Below are 21284 nucleotides of genomic sequence, written 5' to 3' on the forward strand. Positions count from 1 at the left end.
GCCTGTGGGGGCGGGCTTGTAGCGGGTGGTTCTCGATGCCTGGCGCGCGCCGGTACCGTCATCGCTCCGGCGGGCTGCCGGTGGTCGCCCCGGGCCTGAAGGCACAGGCGACCAGGGGTTCGTCGGCCGTCTCCCCCGCCACGAGCGAGGCCAGCATCCGGACCGCGGCGGCGCCCAACTGGTGCCGGGGCACATCGAATCCGGTGGGCTCCGCGGCACCGGCGAGGTCGGGCGGAGGGCTGCCGAGCAGTGCGAGGGAGAGGTCGCCGGGGCAGGTGAGGCCCGCCTCGGCCGCTGCCGCGTGCACGGCCCGCCAGGCGTTCCCGGTGTCGGTCTCCTCCGCGACGAACGCGGTGACCCCTTCGGCGATCCAACGGCGCAGCCGGTCGGGGGTGACGTCGCGCCCGGGGTCGGCGCTGCGGAAGACGGCGTCGGGCCCGCCGGCCAGTCCGGCGGCCTCCAGCCCGGCCAGGAAGCCCTGTTGGCGGTCCGTCGAGGCAGGCGCGTCGTCGTCCTCGCGGATCAGCACGATCCGGCGGTGCCCCAAGGACGCCAGATGCCGGACCACTTCGCTGCTGGCGCTCACGTAGTCGGCGCCGACCCAGGACAGTCCTTCCAGTTCCTCGCGGCGGCCCAGGTGCACGACCGGGAACCCGTCGGCGACCATCCGCTTCAACTCGGCGCTCGGCACATGGCGGCCCAGGAACAGGCATCCGTCCGCGAGCCGGACCCGGTTCAGCGCCTCGGGCCCGGCCGCCCCGGCGCCGCCGGAACTCGACCCCGTGAACAGCACCAGGTCGTAGCCACGCGCGGCGGCCTCTCGCTCCACGCCGACGAGGAACGGATAGTACGAGTGCTCCACGTCCGTCGGGAAGGTGGCCGTGAAGCTGTAGACGCCGAGCAGGTTGTTGCGAACCGCCGCCAGACGCTGTGCGGCCGGGTCCGGTACGTAGCCGAGGCTGCGGGCCGCGTCGAGCACCCGCTGCCGTGTCTCGTCCGATATCGCCGACCCCTGCGCCTTGTCCGACAGCACGAGCGACACCGTGGCCTGGGACACTCCGGCCAGCCGGGCGACCTCCGCCTGCCGCGGCCGGGAGGTACGTCCGGTCGCCGCGGGGGTCCGCCCTCGCCTGGGTCGCTTGCTGGGCTGCTCCACCATGCTCCTCACTCGCTCCACTAATACGTATAAGTAATGCGCATAACCAGAACTGTGCTGCGCTCGCACGGGAACGGTCAAGGGGTGCGACAGAACTTCTTCGCACGAACGGGACAGGAACGGGGGTGGACGTCCTCCGCGCCGGACGGGACATTCGTCCGGACCATTGACCTGCCCGGGGCTTGCCGTTAACGTCCACGCCGAGCCTTTCCAAGGACCAGCCCCTGTGCCCCCCACCGCAGCGTTCGGCAAGCCTCGGGAGTTCATCCATGCGCGCCATGCGATCGTCCCTCGCCGCACTCGCACTCTCGCTGACAACGATGTCGGCCCTACTGGTCCAGGCGGCTCCGCCTACTGCGGCAGCCCCTTCCGCAGCCGCCGCGACGATCTGCAACAAGTACTGCGACGCCCGGGATCCGGCCCTCAGCGGCCAGGACCGCAGACCCGTCACCGCCACGCTCTTCTCGCGCACGTTCACGCTGCACTTCGACGACGCCGACGCCATGGGCTGGGCGTCCGTGGGCAACGGCAGTCCCGGTGACGAGGTGTGGATGGACCGCTCGTTCGACGGCGGTCGCACCTGGTCGGCGAACAGCAGGCTCGGTGCCACCAAGACCCCGACGGGCCAGACGGGCTGGCGGACGTTGATGTACAACGTCGACGACTGGGCGAACCACGGCGTCGGCGCCCTGCGCGCCTGCGGCAAGGCCGCCGACCGTACCGACATCGTCTGCACGCCGTGGGCCCGGTCCACCTGGAACGCCGCCGACCGGCGCACCGCGGCGGCCACTGCGCAGATGCAGTTCTACAACTACGGCACCGGCCTGTTCGACACCACCGGCTGGTGGAACTCCGCCAACGCGCTGCACTCCGTCATCGACAACGCCAGGGTCACCGGCATGCAGAGCTACACGTACGCCATCGGGCGGACCTACGACCTCCAACGCAACGCCGCCGACGGGCAGTTCCGCAACGAGTACATCGACGACACCGGGTGGTGGGGCCTGACCTGGATCGCGGCCTACGACCTCACCGGCGACCCCCGCTATCTGGCCACGGCCCGGGCCGACGCGGACCACATGGCCTCCTACTGGGACAACACCTGCGGCGGCGGGGTGTGGTGGAGCACGGCGAAGACGTACAAGAACGCCATTCCCAACTCCCTCTACATCGAGCTCAACGCCGCGCTGCACAACCGCATCCCGGGCGACACCACCTACCTCCAGCGCGCGAAGGCGGACTGGAGCTGGTTCCAGGGCACCGGCATGATCAACTCCGACGGGACGGTGAGTGACGGTCTCAGTCTGAGCACCTGCAAGGTCGGCGACAGCACGGTGTGGTCGTACAACCAGGGCCAACTCGTCGGGGGACTCACCGAGTTGCACAAGGCCACGGGTGACGCCTCCGTGCTCGCCGCCGCCCGCCGGATCGCCGACGCCAACACCGTCTCCAGCAAGCTCAACACCTCGGCCGGCATCCTCAGGGACCCGTGCGAGTCGGGTGACTGCGGCGGCGACGGGCCCTCCTTCAAGGGCGCGGACGTACGCGGCCTGGCGAAGCTCAACGCGGCCCTGTCCGACCGCCCCTACACGGCGTACCTCAACAAGCAGGCCGCACAGGCCTACGCCGCCGACCGCAACGCCCTCGACCAGTACGGCCTGCGCTGGTACGGCCCCGTGGACAGGACGGACGCCGCTCGCCAGCAGAGCGCCCTGGACCTGATGAACGCCGCGTCCTGAGTCCCGCCGGGCCGCCGGGGGTCACAGCGCCGTCGGCGCCGCCGTGACCCCCATGACCAGCGAGTAGAGCGTGTCGTTCGCCGTGATGAAGAGGCGGTTGCGCCGCGGTCCGCCGAAGCGGATGTTGGCGACCGTGTTGGGCACCAGGAGGCGGCCGATGAGGGTGCCGTCCGGGGCGTAGCAGTGCACTCCGTCGTCCATGGCGGCAACCCAGAGGTGGTCCTGGTCGTCGAAGCGGATGTTGTCGAAGCGGCCGCCGTCCGCCTCCCGGATCTCGGCGAAGACCTTGCCGTCGGAAAGGGTGCCGTCCGCGTGCACCGCGAAGACGCGGATCTGGCCGGCCCCGGTGTCGGAGACGTACAACTCGCTCTCGTCCAGCGAGAAGACCAGCCCGTTGGGCGCGCCGAAGCCTTCGGCGGCGAGTCGCACCTCGCCGGTGGCCGGGTCGATCCGGTAGACGTTGTTGGCGCCGATCTCGCTCTCGCCGCGCACGCCCTCGTAGTCGCTGGTGATGCCGAAGTCCGGGTCCGAGAACCAGATCGAACCGTCGGACTTCACGGCCGCGTCGTTCGGGCTGTTGAGCCGCTTGCCCCGGTAGCGGTCGGCGAGCACCGTGACCGAGCCGTCGTGCTCGGTCCGGGTGACCCGGCGGTTGCCCTGCTCGCAGCTGACCAGCCGGCCCGCACGGTCCAGGGTGTTGCCGTTGGGGTGCCCCGCGGGCGAGCGGAAGACACCGACCGCACCGGTCGCCTCGTCCCAGCGCAGCAGCCGGTCGTTGGGGATGTCGCTCCAGATCAACTGGCGCCACGCCGGTACGTACAGCGGCCCCTCCGCCCAGCGCGAGCCGACGTGGAGTGTCTCCAGTTGCAGATCACCCGCGGTGCACTTCTCCGTACGGAACCTGTCGTCGAGTACTTCGTACAGTGCGGGGCGATCGGTGTCCATGTCTCTGTTCTCTCCTTCAGCCGTTCGTAGGCGCGTCTTCCGAGGCGCGTTTTCCGAGGCATGTCTCCTGAACGGCATCCTGCCAGGTCGGACGTCCGAAGCTCCGCCGTTCGGCGGGGGGTAGCGTTCCGACATGGAGCTCTTCGACAACCCCGTCATACCCGGGTTCAGCCCGGACCCGAGCATCTGCCGGGTCGGCGACGACTACTACCTGGCGACGTCCAGTTTCGAGTACGTACCGGGCGTGCCCCTGTGGCACAGCCGCGACCTGGTGCACTGGCGGCTGATCGGGCATGCCCTGGACCGGCCCTCCCAGCTGGCGCTGCCGGACACGGCAGCCGCGTCCACGGGGGTGTACGCGCCCACGCTGCGCCACCACGACGGCCTCTTCTGGCTGATCACGACCGTGGTCGCCGGGGCGGGCAACATCCTGGTGACCGCCGAGGACCCGGCGGGTCCCTGGTCGGATCCGGTACCGGTCGGCATTCCGGGCATCGACCCGGATCTGGCCTGGGAGGAGGACGGGACCTGCTGGTGCGTGTTCTCGGCCGACGGCATCCACGGGGTCCGCATCGACCCCGAGTCCGGCGAACCGCTGGGTGAGCCGGTTCCGATGTGGTCGGGAAGCGGACTGCAGTATCCCGAGGGCCCGCACCTGTACCGGATCGGCGACTGGTGGTACCTGCTGCTGTCGGAGGGTGGCACCGAACGCGGGCACGCCCTGTCGGTGGCCAGGGCCCGTACGCTGCCGGGGCCGTTCGAGCCGTATCCGGCCAACCCCGTGCTGTCCCACCGCAGTACCGGCCACCCGGTGCAGAACACCGGCCACGGTGACCTGGTGCGGGCACACGACGACAGCTGGTGGATGGTGCTGCTGGGCACCAGGCCCCGTGGCGACACACCGATGTACCACGGCATGGGCCGGGAGACGTTCCTGGCACCGGTGCGGTGGGAGGACGAGTGGCCGCTGCCCGGACCGTTGGAATCGCGTGCGCAGGCTCCGGCGCTCGCACCGCACCCCTGGCCGCGGGAGCCGGACCTGGACGACTTCGACTCCCCCGCGCTCGCGCCGCGCTGGGTGACGCTGCGGCGCGGCGACCCGGAGGCGGTACGTCTCGACGAACGGCCGGGCCACCTGGTGCTGCACGCCCGCGCGGACAGCCTCGACACACCGGGCGCGCTGTTCGTCGGACGGCGGCAGCGTGACCCCGACTGCACCGCGCGCACGCTGATCGACGTATCCGACGGCGGCCGGGGCGGCCTTGCGGTGCGCCTGGACGAGGCGCATCACTACGAGGTGGAGGTGAGCGACGGCATGGTCCGCGCGATCGCCAGGATCGGCCCGCTGCGCCACACCGTCGCCGAACGGGCCGTGCCCGCAGGACCGGTGAGGCTGCGGATCGACGTCACGACCTCCGACGTCCTGCCGCCCACGATCACCTCCCGCGACCCAAAGACGGCTCCCCCGCCCGGCCTGCGCGGCGGCGGCCCCGACACCCTCCGCCTGGGTTACGAGACGGCCGGCACCGGCGACGGCGACGGCGACGGCGACAACGGCGGTGCCGATGACGGTGCCTTCGAGATCCTCGCCGAGCTCGACGGCCGCTACCTCACCACCGAGGTCGCAGGCGGCTTCACCGGCCGCGTCCTCGGCATGTACGCCACGCGGGGCAGCGCGGCCTTCGACTGGTTCGAGTTGGGACCCGCCTGACCGGTGGTGCCGTGTCAGTCGGTGGCGGCCTCGTCCTGGCTTCTCCGGTTGGCGCCGTCGATCTCGGCCATGTGTTCCTCGGCCCAGGCACGGACCATGGCCAGCGGCCCTTCGAGCGACAGGCCGAGCGGGGTGAGCCGGTAGTACACCCGGGGCGGCACCGTCGGCTCCACCCGGCGGCCGACCAGGCCGTCCCGGGTCATCGCCTGAAGGGTGACGGAGAGCATCTTCTGCGAGACGCCGGCCATCCTGCGCTGCAGTTCCGCGAAGCGCACCTCTTCCGGGGACGCCTCCGCCAGCACCTTGACCGCCATCGACATCCACTTCGTGCCGATCCGGTCGAGCAGACGCCGGGTCGGACACTCCGGATCGAAAAGATCTCCACGATTTCCGCGACTTCCGCGTGAAGGACGTCCAACGGTCGAGGGGGTCACCTCGGGCTCACCACCTGTGTCAGAAGTGCGGTCTTGGCTCCCCCACCGTACTTACCTATCGTTCTGTTGTCACCATTGGTAACAGCAACTGACCTGGAGGTCATCGTGGAACTTCGGCGAGTCACGGTCGACGGCGTCGACCTCAACGTGGCCCTGGCCGGTGAGGGCCCGGCCGTCCTGCTGCTCCACGGCTTCCCGCACACCTGGGAACTGTGGACCCACGTCATGGACGGGCTCGCCGACCGGTACCGGGTGATCGCACCGGACCTGCGAGGACTGGGCGCGAGCGCACGAGTGGCGAGCGACCTCGACGCCGGCACACTCGCGGCGGACGCCGAAGCCGTGCTCGACGCTCTCGGGGTGAGTTCCGCGGCCGTGATCGGCATCGACGCGGGCACCCCGCCGGCCTTTCTGCTCGCCATGCGCCGCCCCGACCTCGTCCGACAACTCGTGGTCATGGAGTCGCTCCTCGGCGGGCTGCCGGGCGCCGAGGAGTTCCTCGCCCACGGGGCACCGTGGTGGTTCGGCTTCCACTCGGAACCCGGCCTCGCGGAATCCGTACTCACCGGGCACGAAGCCGAGTACATCGACTGGTTCCTCGATGCCGGCACTCTCGGGCAGGGCGTGGAGCCCGCCATCCGTGACGCCTTCGTCGACGCGTACACCGGGACCGAGTCACTGCGCTGCGCCTTCTCGTACTACCGCGCACTGCCGTCGAGCGCCCGGCAGATCCAGGAAGCGGTCCGTACAGCCCGGCTGACCGTGCCCACCATGGCCATCGGTGCCCGGCCGGTGGGCGGAGCGCTCGAACGGCAGCTACGGCCGGTGGCGGACCATGTCGTCGGCCACATCATCGAGGACTGCGGCCACATCATCCCGCTGCACCGCCCCGCCNNACGACCGGGACGAAGGCGGGGGCGGGGGCGGGGACTGAGGCAAGGGCCGCGGCGACGGCCGGGCAGAAATAGGAGGCGAAAAAACAAGAGGCAAGGAGGAACACCCTCTCCTTGCCACTCTCAACTTATAGCGCACCGGGGGGCTTGCGGCAAGGCCCCCGTCGTGCCGCAGAATCACTCGCCGAAGGCCAGTACCTGCGGAAACGGGAGATTCACGAGTGCGTGTGTTGTTGTCGGTCCATGGATCGGAGTCGGTGTCATGGACTCCCTGACCACCAGTGCGTTCGACCTTCCAGACCATCTCTCCCCCAAGGCGGACCCGCTGCTGATCGGCGGCGACGAGCGGCACTTCGCGGCCATCGCGGAGAGCCTGGAGCAGGCGATCGCCGAGTTGTCCGGCCGTCTGGAAGCCGAGCGCAGGGCGCCGGGCGGCATCGGCCGGGAGGCGATGGAGCGGGACGCGGAGATCCACCGGCTGACGAGCCGGCTGCGTGCCCTGCGCCGCTTCGGCCTCGACCTGTGCCTGGGACACGTCGTCGGCGCGGACGCGACCGAGCCCCTGTACGTCGGACGGCTCGGCCTCACCGACAGCGGCGGGCGCCGGCTGCTGATCGACTGGCGCTCCCCCGCAGCCGAGCCGTTCTTCGCGGCGACCCACGCCAACCCGATGGGCCTGGCAAGCCGCCGCAGGTACCGCTGGACCCGCGGCCGGATCAGCGACTACTGGGACGAGGTGTTCACCGCCGAGGGACTCGAAGGGCACGCCGCGCTCGACGACCACTCGGCCTTCGTCGCAAGCCTGGGCAGTACCCGGTCGTCCCGGATGCGGGACGTGCTCACCACCATCCAGGCCGACCAGGACGCCGTCATCCGCGCGGGATCCCGCGGCGCCCTCGTCGTCGACGGCGGTCCGGGTACGGGCAAGACCGTCGTCGCGCTGCACCGGTCCGCCTACCTCCTCTACTCCGACCCCCGGCTCGGTCAGCGGCGGGGCGGCGTGCTGTTCGTCGGTCCGCACCAGCCGTATCTGGCGTACGTCGCCGACGTCCTCCCCAGCCTCGGAGAGGAAGGTGTGCAGACGTGCACCCTGCGGGACCTCGTCGCCGAGGGAGCCACGGCGGCGGACGAGACCGACCCGGACGTGGCCGCTCTGAAGTCCTCCGCGCGCATGGTGCAGGCGGTCGAGACGGCCGCCAGGTTCTACGAGGCGCCGCCCACCGAGGGCATGGCGGTCTCGACCCCGTGGTCGGACGTCTGGCTGAGTGCCGCCGACTGGGCCGAGGCGTTCGAGACGCCGGGCCCCGGCACCGCGCACAACGAGGCACGCGACCAGATCTGGGAGACCCTGCTCACCATCCTGCTGGACAAGCACGACGGCGACGTCCCGCCCGACCTGTTCCGGCGGGCACTGCTGCACGACGAGGAGCTGACCGGGACCCTCAACCGCGCATGGCCGCTGCTCGAAGCGGCCGACCTCGTCGGGGACCTGTGGTCCGTGCCCGCCTACCTGCGGATGTGCGCTCCCTGGCTCGGCCCCGAGGACGTGAGGAAGCTGCAGCGCGCGGACGCCCAGGCCTGGACGGTGTCCGATCTGCCGATCCTGGACGCGGCACGGCAGCGGCTCGGCGACCCGGAGACGGCTCGGCGCAGACGCCGGCACGAGGCCACTCTCGCCGCGCAGCGCGAGCGCATGGCACAGGTCGTCGACAACCTGATCGACGCCGCGGCCGACTCCGGCGCCGACGGTGACGACGGCGAGGGCCTGGTGAGGATGTTGCGCGGCGAGGACGCCAAGGTCAGCATGGTCGACGAGTCCGAACTGCCCACCGCCGAACCGGACCTGCTCGCAGGCCCGTTCGCGCACGTCGTCGTGGACGAGGCCCAGGAACTGACCGACGCGCAGTGGCAGATGCTGCTGCTCCGCTGCCCGTCCCGGAGCTTCACCATCGTCGGGGACCGCGCCCAGGCCAGGCACGGATTCACCGAGTCGTGGCGGGAACGGCTTGAGCGGATCGGACTCGACCGGATCGACGTGGCCTCCCTCACCATCAACTACCGGACGCCGGAAGAGGTCATGACGGAAGCCGAGCCGGTCATCCGCGCCGCGCTCCCGGACGCCAACGTGCCGACGTCGATCCGCAGCAACGGCATCCCGGTCGTACACGGATCGGTGACGGATCTGGACTCGGTCCTCGACACCTGGCTCGGCGCGCATGCCGACGGGATCGCCTGCGTCATCGGCGATCCGACGTTCCGGGCGACGTCCCGCGTCCGGTCGCTGACCCCGGAGCTGTCGAAGGGCCTTGAATTCGACCTGGTGGTCCTCGTCGACCCGGAGACGTTCGGCACAGGCATCGAGGGAGCGGTCGACCGCTACGTCGCGATGACGCGGGCGACCCAGCAACTGGTCGTCCTCACGAGCACCTGACGCCGGCCGCCGACCGGGTCCTGGAGCGCGGGCGCCAGCACTGCGCTTGTCCGCCGCGGCGGTCCGGCATTACCGTGCCGCGGTGGATCTCTTCTCGCACTCCTGGACGGCGTTGCGCACGGCGGTCGCCGAAGTTCCGGACGCGGACTTCGAGCGGCCGTCCGGCTGTACCGGATGGCTCGTACGGGACCTGGTGTGCCACCTGGTCATCGACGCCCAGGACGTGCTGATCACCCTGGTCACACCCGCCGACACCGAACCGACCGTGGACGCGGTCACCTACTGGCACCTCGTCGAACCGCCGACCGGCGAGGACCCGCTCGACGCCCTGATCCCCCGGCTGGCCGCCGCGTACGGCGAGCCACGGTGGCTCAAGTTCCACTTCGACGACGTCGGTTCCGCCGCGGGCCGCGCCGCCCGGCTCGCCGATCCCGCCGCCCGCGTCAGCACCCGCGACGAGGTGCTGACGGTCGGCGACTACCTGTCCGTGTACGTACTCGAATGGACCCTGCACCACCTGGACCTGATCGCGTGCCTGCCCTCGGCCGCCGGGCCGCCCGCCGAGACCCTCGCGGCGGCTCGTGCGTCGCTGGAGGAGATCGCCGGAACCCCGTTTCCCGCCTCGTTCTCCGACAGGGCCGCGCTGCTGGTCGGCACCGGACGGCGACCACCGACCGACGCGGAGAAGGCCGCCCTGGGCGCTTTCGCCGCACGGCTCCCACTCGTCCTGGGCTGAGCGGTCCAAGCGCCTGACCTGGGTCTACGCACTGAATGGAGGCACCCTAGAAGGGCNNCCCTTCTAGGGTGCCTCCATGGACTCGCAGCACTACCTCTCAGAACTGTTCTCCCTGGAAGGCCGCATCGCCCTGGTGACCGGTGGCAGCTCCGGTATCGGCCGTGGCATCTCCGAGGCCCTGGCCCGCGCCGGGGCCCGCGTGGTGATCGTGGCCCGCAAGGAGGCCGAACTGGCCGCGACGGTCGGGGAGTTGAGCGCCCTCGGCTGCCGTGCGGCCCGGGTCAGCGCGGATCTGAGTACCCGTACGGGCGTACGCGAGGCCGCCGAGCAGGCAGCCGGGGTCTTCGGCGAGCCCGACATCCTCGTCAACTGCGCCGGAGTCAATCTGCGGCCCCCGATGAGCAAGCTGAGCGAAGAGGTCTGGGACAGCACCATGGCGCTGAACCTGGACGCGCCCTTCCTGCTGGGCCAGCGGTTCGGCCCGGCCATGGCCGAGCGGGGCTTCGGGCGGATCATCCACATCACCTCGCAGCAGGCGCACCGTGCCTTCGTCCAGAGCGGTGCCTACGGCGTCTCCAAGGGAGCACTGGAGTCACTGGCCCGCTCGCAGGCGGAGGCCTGGTCGCCGCACGGCGTCACCGTCAACACGCTGGTGCCGGGCTTCGTGATGACGCCGCTGAACCAGCGCCTGTCGTCCGACCCCGACAAGGTGGCGGCCCTGGCGGCACGCACCCTGACCGGACGCAACGGGCTGGCGGCGGACTTCGCGGGCGCGGCGGTCTTCCTGGCGAGCACCGCCTCGGCGTACGTCACCGGGCAGTCGATCCACGTCGACGGCGGCTTCTCCGTCCACTGACCACCCAGATCACCCCGACCACCCCGACAACTCCGTTGCGCCGTCAAGTGCCGTGCTTTCCGGCAGGGTTGCGGGCGGCCCGGTGGACCGACAGGTGCACAATCTCCGTGTGGATCAGGGAATCGCAGCACTGCTGGGAGCAACGGTGGGTGTCGTCGGCACCGTCTCCGCGTCGGCCGTCTCCGGGTGGTCGAGCCGCCGGCAGATCGGGGTCCAGGCGCGATGCCTACAGTGCCTTTCTCGCTCCCGCCAACGAGACGCGCAACGCTCTGAAGCAGGCCGCTCGGGCCCTGATCGGCGATGTGGAGGCCGAAGGACCCGAGCCGGTGGAACAGGCAGCCAACGCCGTCAAGACCGCACTCCACTCGATGCACACGACGTTGCTCGCGTGGCGGGAGCGACGGTTCCCGTGGACCCCGGCAACCGCTGAAGCGCGGCCCGGCAGTCAGGGCGACGTGGCCGTCAGCCGCCCGGTCGCGCGCTCAGGCCGTCGCCACGCGGTCACGGTTCAGGCGCTTGCGCAGCGTCCGGGCGAACTCCTCCGCTTCCACCAGCTGGGTGCGGAGCTTCTCCACCTGCCAGGCGGCCTGCTGCTCGTACTCGCGGACGCGCCTCAGCAGGGACTGCCGTTCGTACGCCGTCAGGTCGTCCTCGGCGTCGAGACGGTCGGTGATGTCCAGCAGGTCCCGCATCTGGTCCAGGGTGAAGTCGAGTGGCTGCATGCGGCGGATCGCTTTCAGCCGGGCGACGTCTTCCCTGGTGTAGAGGCGGAAGCCGCCCTGGGAACGGGCGGAGGGGGTGACCAGACCCGTCGTCTCGTAATGCCGAATCGTGCGCAGCGCCAGCTCCGTCCGCGCGCCGACCTCGCCGATCTGCATGTGCTCGCTGCTCATTCGGGGCGCCCTACCTCGTCTGTCTCGTGCGTCTCTTCTGTCACGTCTGTCGTGTCTATCGCGTATGTCTTACCTGTCTCGTCCGCGTCCGTCGCCCGGGCCGTGGGAGGCCGACCAAGGTAGTATGTGATCATCTGGTCGGCTCTCCGTCGTTCCCACTCCGAGGTGCGGAAGATTTGTTCCCCCGGCCGACGACCGTGTCGGAGGCGACGACGCCCTCTGCCCCCTTCCTGCCACGCCAGGGTGATACCAGGTGTGCCCGAGCACGACAGGTACTTTTTCTCCTTGTCCACGTCCGCACTGTCCCCTGTCGCGCGACTGCGCGGCCTGCGTCCCGACTGGCTGTCCGACCCGAAGGCCTGGCGTACCGAGGTCCTGGCCGGTCTGGTGGTCGCGCTCGCGCTGATCCCCGAGGCGATCTCGTTCTCGATCATCGCCGGGGTCGACCCGGCGATCGGCCTGTTCGCGTCCTTCACCATGGCGGTGACCATCTCCGTCGTCGGCGGACGCCGTGCGATGATCTCCGCCGCCACCGGCGCCGTCGCCCTCGTCATCGCCCCGCTCAACCGCGAGCACGGCCTGGGCTACCTGATCGCCGCCGTCATCCTGGCCGGCGTCTTCCAGATCGTCCTCGGTGCGCTCGGCGTCGCGAAGCTGATGCGCTTCGTGCCCCGCAGCGTGATGGTCGGCTTCGTCAACTCCCTCGCCATCCTGATCTTCATGGCCCAGGTCCCCGAGATGCACGACGTGCCCTGGCCGGTCTACCCACTGATCGCCGGCGGCCTCCTTCTCATGGTGTTCTTCCCGAGGATCACCACCGTGGTGCCGGCCCCACTCGTGTCCATCGTCGTCCTCACCGCCATCACCCTCGCCGCCGCGATCGCGGTGCCGACGGTCGGGGACAAGGGTGACCTGCCGTCCTCACTGCCGGTGCCGGGCCTGCCCGACGTGCCGTTCACGATGGACACCCTGACCACCGTCGCGCCCTACGCGCTCGCCATGGCGCTGGTCGGCCTGATGGAGTCGCTGATGACGGCCAAGCTGGTCGACGACATCACCGACACCCACTCCTCCAAGACCCGGGAGTCGATCGGGCAGGGCATCGCCAACATCGTCACCGGCTTCTTCGGCGGTATGGGCGGCTGCGCCATGATCGGCCAGACCATGATCAACGTGAAGGTCTCCGGTGCGCGTACCCGGCTGTCCACCTTCCTCGCCGGCGCGTTCCTGATGGTGCTGTGCATCGTCTTCGGGCCGGTCGTCTCCGACATCCCCATGGCGGCCCTGGTCGCGGTGATGGTCATGGTGTCCCTCGCGACCTTCGACTGGCACTCCATCGCCCCGAAGACCCTCAAGCGGATGCCGCTCGGCGAGATCGCCGTCATGGTCATCACCGTCGTCTGTGTGGTCGCCACCGAGAACCTCGCCATCGGCGTCGTCGTCGGCTCCGTCACAGCCATGGTCGTCTTCGCCAGGCGGGTCGCCCACTTCGCCGAGGTCACCTCGGTCACCGACCCGGACGGTGGCCGGGTCGTCTACTCCGTCACCGGCGAGCTGTTCTTCGCCTCCTCCAACGACCTCGTCGGCCAGTTCGGTTACGCCGGCGACCCCGACAAGGTCGTCATCGACCTGACCGCCACGCACATCTGGGACGCCTCGTCCGTCGCGGCCCTGGACGCCATCGAGACGAAGTACGCGCAGCGGGGGAAGACGGTGGAGATCGTCGGGCTGAACGCGCCCAGTGCGCGGATCCACGAGAGGCTCAGCGGGGAGTTGAGCGGCGGGCACTGACTGGTGCCCTGCCCTCCGGGGGGGGGTGGGGGTGGTCCGGTTCGTCGTCGGCTGCGGGTCGGTCGTGGCTGGTCGCGCAGTTCCCCGCGCCCCTGAAGGGGCGGCCCCGCAGGCCGCGGTGTCAGCCCTTTACCGCTCCTGCCGTGAGGCCCTGGACTATGTGGCGGCTGGCGAAGGCGAACAGCAGCATGGTGGGGAGGATGGTGAGGACCGCCGCCGCGGACATCGAGCCCCAGTCGATGTTGAAGCTGGAGATGAACCCGTTCAGAGCCGTGGGGACCGTCTTGTTGCTGTCGCTGTTCATCAGGGTCACCGACAGGAACAGCTCGTTCCAGCAGTTGACGAAGTTGAAGATGAACGCGGCCACGATCCCGGGACGCATCACCGGCAGCAGCACCCGGAACAGCGCCCCGAACCGCGACAGGCCGTCGATCATGGCGGCCTCCTCCAGCGCGTCCGGGATGTTCTCGAAGAAGCCGCGCAGCATCACCGTGCAGAACGGGATGCAGACCGCGATGTAGACGAGGATGAGCCCGAGCCGGTTGTCGACCATCTTGAGGTCGGTCATGAGCAGGTACAGCGGCCCCAGCGCGATGAACGTCGGGATCATCTGGGTCACCAGGGCGGCCATCAGCAGCGCGGACTTCGTACGGAACTCGAAGCGGGCCAGCACGTACGCCGACAGCATCGAGATGACGGTGGCGACCGCGCCCGCGACGGTGGCGATGATGAGGCTGTTGGTGAGGTAGACGCCGAAGTCGGCCTTGCCGAACAGCCCGCTGTAGTTCTCCAGCGAAAAGTTCTCCGGCCAGTAGGCGATCGGGAAGGCGAAGATGTCGCCGGGCGCCTTGAGCGACGTGATGGTGATCCAGTAGAGGGGGAAGACGGTGAAGACCAGCCACAGCCCCAGGAAGGTGAACTTCGCGGCCCGGCCGGCCGTGGACTCCTTGCCGATCACGACCTCACCTCTCGTTTCTCGCGCGTGGCCAGCAGGAAGAAGACCGCGAACAGCAGCAGGCCGGCGACGATGACGAGGCCGAGCGCGGAGGCCCTGCCGTAGTCGCCCTGCTGAGTGATCTTGATCATCCAGGTGGTCACGATGTGCGTCTCGTTGTTCGGCCCGCCGCCGGTCATCCCGAAGATCAGGTCGGGGAAGTTGAAGATCCAGATGATGCGCAGCAGCACGGTCAGCGCGAGCGTGACCCTGATGTACGGAATGGTGATCTGGAAGAGCGTGCGCACCTTGCCGGCGCCGTCGAGCGCCGACGCCTCGTACAGCTCCTCGGGGATCGACTGCAGCGCGGCGAGGATCATGATCGTGAAGAAGGTGACCCCGTACCAGACGTTGGCGACCAGGACGGCGAACATCGCCGTGTCCGGATCGGCCAGCCAGGCGACCGGCTCATTGATGAGACCGGCCTTCTGGAGCAGGTCGTTGACGACGCCGAACTCGCTGTTGAACATCCAGCGGAACAGGATGCCGATGAGGAATCCGGAGATCGCCCAGGGGAAGAAGACCAGCGCCTGGTAGAGGCCCCGGAAGGGGAACCTGCGTCGCAGCCACAGGGCGAGGGCGAAGCCGATCACCAGCTGGGGCACGATCGAGCCGATCACCCAGATGCCGGTGTTGCCCAGCACGGTGCCCCAGGCCGGGTCGGCGAAGACGTCGTGGAAGTTCTGCAGGCCCACCCAGGAGGTGTCGGTCAGGTCGGACAGGTTCCAGTGGCGGAAGGCCATCTGGCTGCCGGCGATCATCGGGTAGTACGTGAAGACCGCCACGAAGATCGCGGCCGGGGCCATGAAGACGGCGATGAGGAAACCGCGCCGAGCGGTGAACTCCGGTTTGCGGCGGCCCTGTTGGACCTTGCGGACGGGCGGGGCGCCCCCGTTGCCGGCGGCCCCCGTCTTCGTCGCCGTCGTGGCCTTCGTGTCCTTCGCCGCCTTCTTCGGTCCCGTCGGGTCCGTCGGGTTCGTCGGGTCCGTCGCTTCGGACGCGGTGGACATGGCTAGTTCTCCTGCTGCCGCTTCTCGGTCCAGTACGTGTCCCAGCCGGCCAGCAGCGCCTTGGGCGTCGTCTTGCCGAGCACCATCTTCTGGATGTCGGCGTCGGCCTTCTGCTGCCACTCGGTCCACCAGGCGACACCGCGCGGCTGGCTGACGTTGAGGTAGGTGTCCGGGTTCTCCGTCATGGTGACGTAGCTGGACCACGGGCCGGTCTTGTAGAACGGGTCCTCGGCGGCCGACTTGAGGATCGGCACCAGGCTGTTCTTCTTGGTGAAGCTCGTCGACGCCTCGCCCTCGGAGAGGAACTCGACCAGCTTGACGGCCTCGGCCTTGTGCTTGCTGCCGTCCGCGACGCCCCACCCGGCGGTGGCCAGCGGCTGTACGGTCTTGCCGCTGGGGCCTGCCACCAGCGGGGCGGTGCTCCACTGGTCCTTCTTGATGGACTTGGACTCCGAGACGGTGGCGATCACTTCGGGGTCCTGGAGCAGGAAGGCAGTGGAGCCGTTGGAGAATCCCTCGACCATCTCCGGGTAGCCCCAGGAGACGGACGACTTCGGGGACGCGTCCTTGAAGAGCTTGAGGTAGGTCTGCATGGCGTCGAGCGCCTCGGGCGCCGAGAAGATCGTCTTGCCGTTCTTCAGCTTGAAGCCGTCGGCGGTGTCGATCTCGTCGGCCACGTACGCCTCGATGACCGCGGTGGCGTTGCCCTGGGCGTTGGCTCCGCCGCGGAAGGCGTATCCGTACTTACGCTTGCCCGGGTCGTGGATGGCGGAGGCCTGTTCCAGCAGTTCGTCCCAGGTGGCCGGCGGCTTGCTGAAGCCGGCCTCCTCGATCAGGTCCTTGCGGTAGAAGACGCTCAGACCGTAGAAGCCGTACGGGACGAAGTACGTCTTGCCGTCGGCGTCCTCGGAGGCCTTGACGGCGTTCTCCGTCATCGCCTCCCAGCCCTTCCAGGACTTGAGGTCGGTCTTCATGTCGTAGATCCAGCCGTTGTTCGACCAGGGCCCCACCGTCGTGTCGCGCACTTCGAGGGTGTCCACGCCGCTGCCGGACTGGAGCATCTGCTGGATCTTCTGGTCCGCCTGCTCGGTGGGCGGCGAGACGAGGTTGACATCGATCTTGGGGTTCTGCTTCTCGAAGTCCGCTATGAGGCCCTTCAACAGGTCCGTGCGGGCCGGGTTCGTCAGGCTCTCGACCATGTTGAGGGTGACCGTGCCGTCGGCCCCCGAGCCGCTCATGCTGGAGCAGCCGGTCAGGACCATCGTGGCGGCTGTGCCGAGGGCGAGAGCTGCCGTCCTTCTTCTCATCGTGCCGTCCTCTTTCTTTGATGCTGATACGGCCGCGTCGACCGCGGCTTCGGACAGGGCGTCGCGGGGCGCGGGGTGCGCCTACGACACCTCGGGGCGTTCACGGGCCGCGCGGGCCCACCGGCCGAGGAGGGGGACGCAGTCCTCGGCGAAGTACTCGTAGTCGGCGGCCGTGTTGTAGACGTGCGCCGACAGCCGCAGGTAGCCGATGCCGCCGAAGCTGGTGAAGGCCGCCTCCACGCCCAGCTCGCGGGCCGCCCGGTCGCGCAGCGCGTCGGCCTCGACGCGGCTGCCCGCCAGGCCCGCCGGCAGCCGTACCAGCCGCATGCCGGGCACCGGCATGCCCACGTCGACGGTGCCGGCGGTGCCGGTCAGTTCGGCGAAGGCGTCGCCTATGACGTGCTCGGCATAGCCGGCCAGGTCGTCCATGTAGCGGCGGGCCGTGTCCCAGCCCCAGGTGGTCTCGACGAAGTCCAGGGCCGTGGGCGCGGCGAGATAGCCGGTGGCGTCCACCGTGCCCTGCTGGTCGAAGCGGTCGGGGTAGGGGTCGGCGGCGCCCCACGAGTCGATCAGGGGGTAGAGGTCGTCGCGCAGGTCGCCGCGTGCGACCAGCGTGGCGGTACCGCGTGGTGTGCAGCCCCACTTGTGCAGGTTGCCGACCCAGAAGTCGCAGGTCAGGCCGTCCAGCGGGGCCTCGATCAGGCCGGGGGCGTGCGCGGCGTCGACCAGGAGCGGGATGCCGCGCCGCCGGGCCTCGGCGCCGATCCGCTCCACCGGCAGCCGGCGTGCGGTCGCGGAGGTGATCTGGTCGAGGACGATCAGGTCCGTGGCGTCGTCGAGCACGGAGACCACGGCCTCGTACGCCTGCTCCTCGCGCGCGTCCAGCGGCACCCGGGCAGTGCGCACCTCGCCGCCCCAGCGTCGGGCGAGGCGTTCGGCGCCCATGGTCACGGCTCCGTAGCCGTGGTCGGTGACGACGATCCCGCCACCGCGGCGGCGCGGGAGCGAGGCGAACACGACGCTGATGCCGGCGCTCGCGTTGGGCACCAGGGCCAGGTCGTCGGGGGCGACCCGCAGGAAGGCCGCGAGGTCGACCCGGGTGGCGGCGAGCCGCTGCGGCAGGGCCGGAAACCACACCACCGGCGAGCTGTCCATCTCGGCGCGGAACTCGTTCTGCCGCTCCTGGGCCACCCGCGGGACCGCCCCGAACGAGCCGTGGTTGAGGTGCTTCATGACGGGGTCGAGCGACCACGCGCGGGCGGCTGGACTGCCGTCCGCCAGCAGCAGGGGGCGCGGGGCGGTGGTGACCTCGGTCTCGCTCACATCACTCCACATCTACCGAACCCGAATGTCCGCGAGACGTCAGACCGTCAGCGGGACACGTATGATGACTCGGCATCCTGCACGGCATTTTTGCGCCACGCAAGGGTTGTGCGGCGATAGTCATCAGATGACTTTCGGTCGATACATCGGAGACATCTGATGACTCGGCAGGGTCTGTCTGGCCGTAGAGTGCCCGAGGGGTTCGGTGCTGCCGCCGGACCGTCAGGGGAGGAAAATCGGATGTCCGCAGTCGACAGGGCGTTCCACGGCCTGCGTCACATGATCGCGACGGGGCGTCTCGGTCCGGGGGACCGTATTCCGCCGGAGGCCGACCTCGGCGAGGAACTCGGCGTCTCACGGGGCCCGTTGCGCGAGGCCGTACGGATGCTCGCGGCCCTGGGCGTGGTCGAGCCGCGGCACGGCTCGGGAACCTACGTCTCCCAGCTCAGGCCGGAAGACATCATCGGAAGCCTCTCGCTGACCCTCGAACTCCTGCCGCTGCCCGGCCTGTTGGAGGTGTACGAGATCCGGCGGGTGCTGGAGGCGCACGTCGCGGCCAAGGCCGCCGCGCGACGGACGCCCGAGACGGTGAAGTCGCTCTTCTCCCTCATCGAGGCCATGGAGGCCACCGACGACCCGGCCGAGGCCTCGGACCTCGACCACCGCTTCCACGCCGAGATCGCCCGGGCCGCCGAGAACCCCACTCTCGCTTCCCTGCTCGCGGTCTTCCGCGCCCGCTCCCGCAAGTACCAGATCTTCACCCTCCCCGAGGGTCCGGAGCTGCGGCGCAAGAGCGACGCGGACCACCGCGTGCTGGCCACCGCGATCGCCGACCGCGACCCCGGCGCCGCCGCCGGCGCGGCCGAGGCCCATGTCGCCCAGACGGAGCGCTGGCTGCGGGCCTTCATGCCGCCCGTGGAGGAAGTGCAGGAAGTGGACAACGACGGAGCCGACGCCACCCCGGCGTGACGCCCCCGCGAACCGACGGTCCGTCTGCGGCTCCGGTGACGTGGCTCAAATGGCGGGGCTCAGGTGCCGGTCGCCTCCGCCGCCGCCCGCCCCGCCGCGCGGCCCGAGAAGAGGCAGCCGCCGAGGAACGTGCCCTCCAGGGAGCGGTATCCGTGCACTCCGCCACCGCCGAAGCCGGATACCTCGCCGGCCGCGTACAGTCCGGGAACCGGCGTGCCGCTCGCGTCCAGGACCCGGCCGGACAGATCGGTCTGGAGGCCGCCGAGGGTCTTGCGGGTGAGGATGTTGAGGCGCACGGCGATGAGCGGCCCGGCGCTCGAATCCATGATCTTGTGGGCGGCGGCCGTGCGGCTGAGGGTGTCCCCGGGATAGGCGAGGGCGTTGCGGATGCCCATGACCTGGGCGTCCTTGGTGTACGGGTTGTCCATCTCCCGGTCGCGTGCGGTGATCTGGCGGGTGAGGTCGGCCAGGTCGATCAGACCGTCGCCGGTCAGTTTGTTCATGCCGCGGACGAGTTCGGACAGGGTCGTGGCCACGACGAAGTCCACGCCGTTCTTCTTGAACTTCTCGATCGGTTCGGGGGTCTGCCAGATGCGTGAGAGCAGCATCCAGATGTTCTTCTCGGTGAGGTCCGGGTTCTGCTCGGAGCCGGAGAGCGCGAACTCCTTGGCGAGGATCTTCTGGGTGGTGACGAACCACGAGTAGTCGTGCCCGGACGCGGTGATCGACTTGAGCGTGTGGAGGGTGTCGTAACCGGGCATGTCGGGCGCGCTGAAGCGTTTGCCGGTGGCGTCGAACCACATGGACGACGGGCCCGGCAGGATGCGGATGCCGTGGTCCGGCCAGATGGGGTCGTAGTTCCTGAGCCCCTCGGTGTAGTGCCACATCCGGTCGGGGTTGACAATCCGGCCGCCCGCCTTCTCGGTGATCGCCAGCATGCGGCCGTCCACATGGGCCGGCACTCCGGTGATCATCGTCTTGGGCGGGGTGCCGAGGCGGGCCGGCCAGTTCTGCCGTACGAGATCGTGGTTGGCGCCGATGCCGCCGGAGGTGACGATCACGACCGGGGCCCGCAGCTCGAAGTCACCGACGACCGTGCGCGAACTGGGCTTGCCCCGGGCCGCGTTGCTCGGCTCCAGAACGGCACCGCGGACGCCGGTGACGGCTCCGCCGGCCGTCACGAGTCCGTCGACGCGGTGCCGAAATCTGAAGGTGACCTTCCCGTCCGCGACCGCCGCGCGCACCTTCTTCTCGAACGGTTCGACGACCGCCGGTCCGGTGCCCCAGGTGACGTGGAAGCGGGGCACCGAGTTGCCGTGTCCGTCCGCGAGGCCGCCGCCGCGCTCCGCCCAGCCGACGATCGGGAACCACTGCACGCCCAGGCCGGCGAGCCAGGAACGCTTCTCCCCGGACGCGAAGTCGACGTACGCCTCGGCCCACTTGTGGGCCCAGTGGTCCTGGCCCGCCGGGTCGTCGATGCCGCGGTCGAAGCCGGCCGTGCCCAGCCAGTCCTGCCAGGCCAGCTCCTGGGAGTCCTTGATGCCCATCAGCCGCTGCTCGGCGGAGTCGACGAGGAACAGGCCGCCGAAGGACCAGAACGCCTGCCCGCCGAGGTTCGTGGCGGGTTCCTGGTCGAGCAGCAGGACCTTGCGGCCCGCGGCGGCCAGCTCCGCCGTGGCGACCAGGCCGGCGAGCCCGCCTCCGACGACGATCGCGTCCGCGTCCGACGACGAGGCCGAGGCGGCGAACGCCGGTGCCGTCGCCTGGGCGAGGGCGGTGCCGGCGAGCGCGCCGCCCGCCACCGTCAGCGCGCGGCGCCGTGTGATCGCGGCTGGGACCGGGGAGTTCTCCATGGGCTGCCTTCCGGAGAAGAGGCGGAGGGTGCGGGGCACGTTGCGGGGAGGAGGGTGTGGGGGCGTTGCGAGGCACGCTGCGGGGAAGGGTGCGGGAGACACCGGGGATGTCCCTGGGACGGCTGCACTGTTGCCGTCGGCGCTGTTACCGTCGGTAGCTCACAGGGAATCAGGTCGTCACATCACCGTGGTAGTGGCCGGACACCAACGTGAGGGCGGCCGCGTTGTGTCCCGGCGACAGCG

General features: G+C 69.9%; 17 protein-coding genes. 8 read left to right on the forward strand and 9 right to left on the reverse strand.

Features of this window, described 5'->3' with window-relative positions; all coding sequences use genetic code 11:
- Window positions 1–58: 58 nt before the first annotated feature.
- On the reverse strand, window positions 59–1159 hold the full coding sequence (locus AOK01_RS10415; RefSeq protein WP_079103311.1) for a LacI family DNA-binding transcriptional regulator: 1101 nt from the start codon (window positions 1157–1159) through the stop codon (window positions 59–61).
- Between the two features lie 317 nt (window positions 1160–1476).
- Between AOK01_RS10415 and AOK01_RS10420 the strand changes: the two genes are divergently transcribed.
- Window positions 1477–2895 carry a glycoside hydrolase family 76 protein gene (locus AOK01_RS10420; RefSeq protein WP_055510769.1) on the forward strand — a complete coding sequence of 473 codons (1419 nt, stop codon included), beginning with the start codon at window positions 1477–1479 and terminating at the stop codon, window positions 2893–2895.
- Window positions 2896–2916: 21 nt separating this feature from the next.
- Here AOK01_RS10420 and AOK01_RS10425 read toward each other — a convergent pair whose 3' ends face one another.
- On the reverse strand, window positions 2917–3840 hold the full coding sequence (locus tag AOK01_RS10425; protein WP_055510664.1) for an SMP-30/gluconolactonase/LRE family protein: 924 nt from the start codon (window positions 3838–3840) through the stop codon (window positions 2917–2919).
- 133 nt (window positions 3841–3973) lie between these two features.
- Between AOK01_RS10425 and AOK01_RS10430 the strand changes: the two genes are divergently transcribed.
- Window positions 3974–5551, forward strand: coding sequence for a glycoside hydrolase family 43 protein (locus tag AOK01_RS10430; protein WP_055510665.1), 1578 nt, complete (start codon window positions 3974–3976; stop codon window positions 5549–5551).
- A 14-nt stretch (window positions 5552–5565) separates the two neighbouring features.
- Here the strand turns inward: AOK01_RS10430 and AOK01_RS10435 are convergent, their stop codons facing one another.
- Complete coding sequence (locus AOK01_RS10435; protein ID WP_055510666.1) at window positions 5566–5985, reverse strand: winged helix-turn-helix transcriptional regulator; 420 nt, start codon at window positions 5983–5985, stop codon at window positions 5566–5568.
- Window positions 5986–6087: 102 nt separating this feature from the next.
- Between AOK01_RS10435 and AOK01_RS44050 the strand changes: the two genes are divergently transcribed.
- The 4 genes from AOK01_RS44050 to AOK01_RS10450 all read left to right on the forward strand — a co-directional run.
- Window positions 6088–6879: alpha/beta hydrolase (locus AOK01_RS44050; protein WP_169800117.1), on the forward strand; the 792-nt coding region annotated here is incomplete at its 3' end.
- A 261-nt stretch (window positions 6880–7140) separates the two neighbouring features.
- Complete coding sequence (gene helR, locus AOK01_RS10440; RefSeq protein WP_055510770.1) at window positions 7141–9309, forward strand: RNA polymerase recycling motor ATPase HelR; 2169 nt, start codon at window positions 7141–7143, stop codon at window positions 9307–9309.
- 82 nt (window positions 9310–9391) lie between these two features.
- Window positions 9392–10045 carry a maleylpyruvate isomerase N-terminal domain-containing protein gene (locus tag AOK01_RS10445; protein WP_055510771.1) on the forward strand — a complete coding sequence of 218 codons (654 nt, stop codon included), beginning with the start codon at window positions 9392–9394 and terminating at the stop codon, window positions 10043–10045.
- Window positions 10046–10121: 76 nt separating this feature from the next.
- On the forward strand, window positions 10122–10901 hold the full coding sequence (locus AOK01_RS10450; protein ID WP_055510667.1) for an SDR family NAD(P)-dependent oxidoreductase: 780 nt from the start codon (window positions 10122–10124) through the stop codon (window positions 10899–10901).
- Window positions 10902–11383: 482 nt separating this feature from the next.
- Here AOK01_RS10450 and AOK01_RS10455 read toward each other — a convergent pair whose 3' ends face one another.
- Window positions 11384–11794 (reverse strand): MerR family transcriptional regulator, encoded by a 411-nt coding sequence (locus AOK01_RS10455; protein WP_055510668.1) that lies wholly within the window; start codon window positions 11792–11794, stop codon window positions 11384–11386.
- A gap of 285 nt (window positions 11795–12079) precedes the next feature.
- On the opposite strand from AOK01_RS10455, the gene AOK01_RS10460 reads away from it, so the two are divergent.
- On the forward strand, window positions 12080–13585 hold the full coding sequence (locus AOK01_RS10460) for a SulP family inorganic anion transporter (RefSeq protein WP_055510772.1): 1506 nt from the start codon (window positions 12080–12082) through the stop codon (window positions 13583–13585).
- 121 nt (window positions 13586–13706) lie between these two features.
- Here AOK01_RS10460 and AOK01_RS10465 read toward each other — a convergent pair whose 3' ends face one another.
- The 4 genes from AOK01_RS10465 to AOK01_RS10480 all read right to left on the reverse strand — a co-directional run bounded on the left by AOK01_RS10465 (window position 13707) and on the right by AOK01_RS10480 (window position 18219).
- Window positions 13707–14543, reverse strand: a complete 837-nt coding sequence (locus tag AOK01_RS10465) for a carbohydrate ABC transporter permease (RefSeq protein WP_055510669.1) — start codon at window positions 14541–14543, stop codon at window positions 13707–13709.
- Window positions 14540–15589, reverse strand: a complete 1050-nt coding sequence (locus AOK01_RS10470; protein WP_079103313.1) for a carbohydrate ABC transporter permease — start codon at window positions 15587–15589, stop codon at window positions 14540–14542. The genes AOK01_RS10465 and AOK01_RS10470 overlap by 4 nt, the downstream gene beginning before the upstream one ends.
- Before the next feature lie 2 nt (window positions 15590–15591).
- Window positions 15592–16896, reverse strand: coding sequence for an ABC transporter substrate-binding protein (locus AOK01_RS10475; RefSeq protein WP_055510670.1), 1305 nt, complete (start codon window positions 16894–16896; stop codon window positions 15592–15594).
- Between the two features lie 81 nt (window positions 16897–16977).
- On the reverse strand, window positions 16978–18219 hold the full coding sequence (locus AOK01_RS10480; RefSeq protein WP_055510671.1) for an aminotransferase class V-fold PLP-dependent enzyme: 1242 nt from the start codon (window positions 18217–18219) through the stop codon (window positions 16978–16980).
- Window positions 18220–18459: 240 nt separating this feature from the next.
- Between AOK01_RS10480 and AOK01_RS10485 the strand changes: the two genes are divergently transcribed.
- On the forward strand, window positions 18460–19188 hold the full coding sequence (locus AOK01_RS10485; protein WP_055510672.1) for a FadR/GntR family transcriptional regulator: 729 nt from the start codon (window positions 18460–18462) through the stop codon (window positions 19186–19188).
- 59 nt (window positions 19189–19247) lie between these two features.
- Here AOK01_RS10485 and AOK01_RS10490 read toward each other — a convergent pair whose 3' ends face one another.
- Window positions 19248–21041 carry an FAD-binding dehydrogenase gene (locus AOK01_RS10490; protein ID WP_055510673.1) on the reverse strand — a complete coding sequence of 598 codons (1794 nt, stop codon included), beginning with the start codon at window positions 21039–21041 and terminating at the stop codon, window positions 19248–19250.
- Window positions 21042–21284 lie beyond the last annotated feature (243 nt).

It is taken from the genome of Streptomyces aurantiacus (assembly GCF_001418335.1).
Classification (GTDB): Bacteria; Actinomycetota; Actinomycetes; order Streptomycetales; family Streptomycetaceae; genus Streptomyces; species Streptomyces aurantiacus.

Coding starts and splice junctions, on each gene's coding strand:
- AOK01_RS10455 (WP_055510668.1), bottom strand. CDS start 11,794: ATGAGCAGCGAGCACATGCAGATCGGCGAGGTCGGCGCGCGGACGGAG.
- AOK01_RS10475 (WP_055510670.1), bottom strand. CDS start 16,896: ATGAGAAGAAGGACGGCAGCTCTCGCCCTCGGCACAGCCGCCACGATG.
- AOK01_RS10490 (WP_055510673.1), bottom strand. CDS start 21,041: ATGGAGAACTCCCCGGTCCCAGCCGCGATCACACGGCGCCGCGCGCTG.
- AOK01_RS10470 (WP_079103313.1), bottom strand. CDS start 15,589: ATGTCCACCGCGTCCGAAGCGACGGACCCGACGAACCCGACGGACCCG.
- AOK01_RS10485 (WP_055510672.1), top strand. CDS start 18,460: ATGTCCGCAGTCGACAGGGCGTTCCACGGCCTGCGTCACATGATCGCG.
- AOK01_RS10425 (WP_055510664.1), bottom strand. CDS start 3,840: ATGGACACCGATCGCCCCGCACTGTACGAAGTACTCGACGACAGGTTC.
- helR (WP_055510770.1), top strand. CDS start 7,141: ATGGACTCCCTGACCACCAGTGCGTTCGACCTTCCAGACCATCTCTCC.
- AOK01_RS10415 (WP_079103311.1), bottom strand. CDS start 1,159: ATGGTGGAGCAGCCCAGCAAGCGACCCAGGCGAGGGCGGACCCCCGCG.
- AOK01_RS10450 (WP_055510667.1), top strand. CDS start 10,122: ATGGACTCGCAGCACTACCTCTCAGAACTGTTCTCCCTGGAAGGCCGC.
- AOK01_RS10430 (WP_055510665.1), top strand. CDS start 3,974: ATGGAGCTCTTCGACAACCCCGTCATACCCGGGTTCAGCCCGGACCCG.
- AOK01_RS10420 (WP_055510769.1), top strand. CDS start 1,477: ATGTCGGCCCTACTGGTCCAGGCGGCTCCGCCTACTGCGGCAGCCCCT.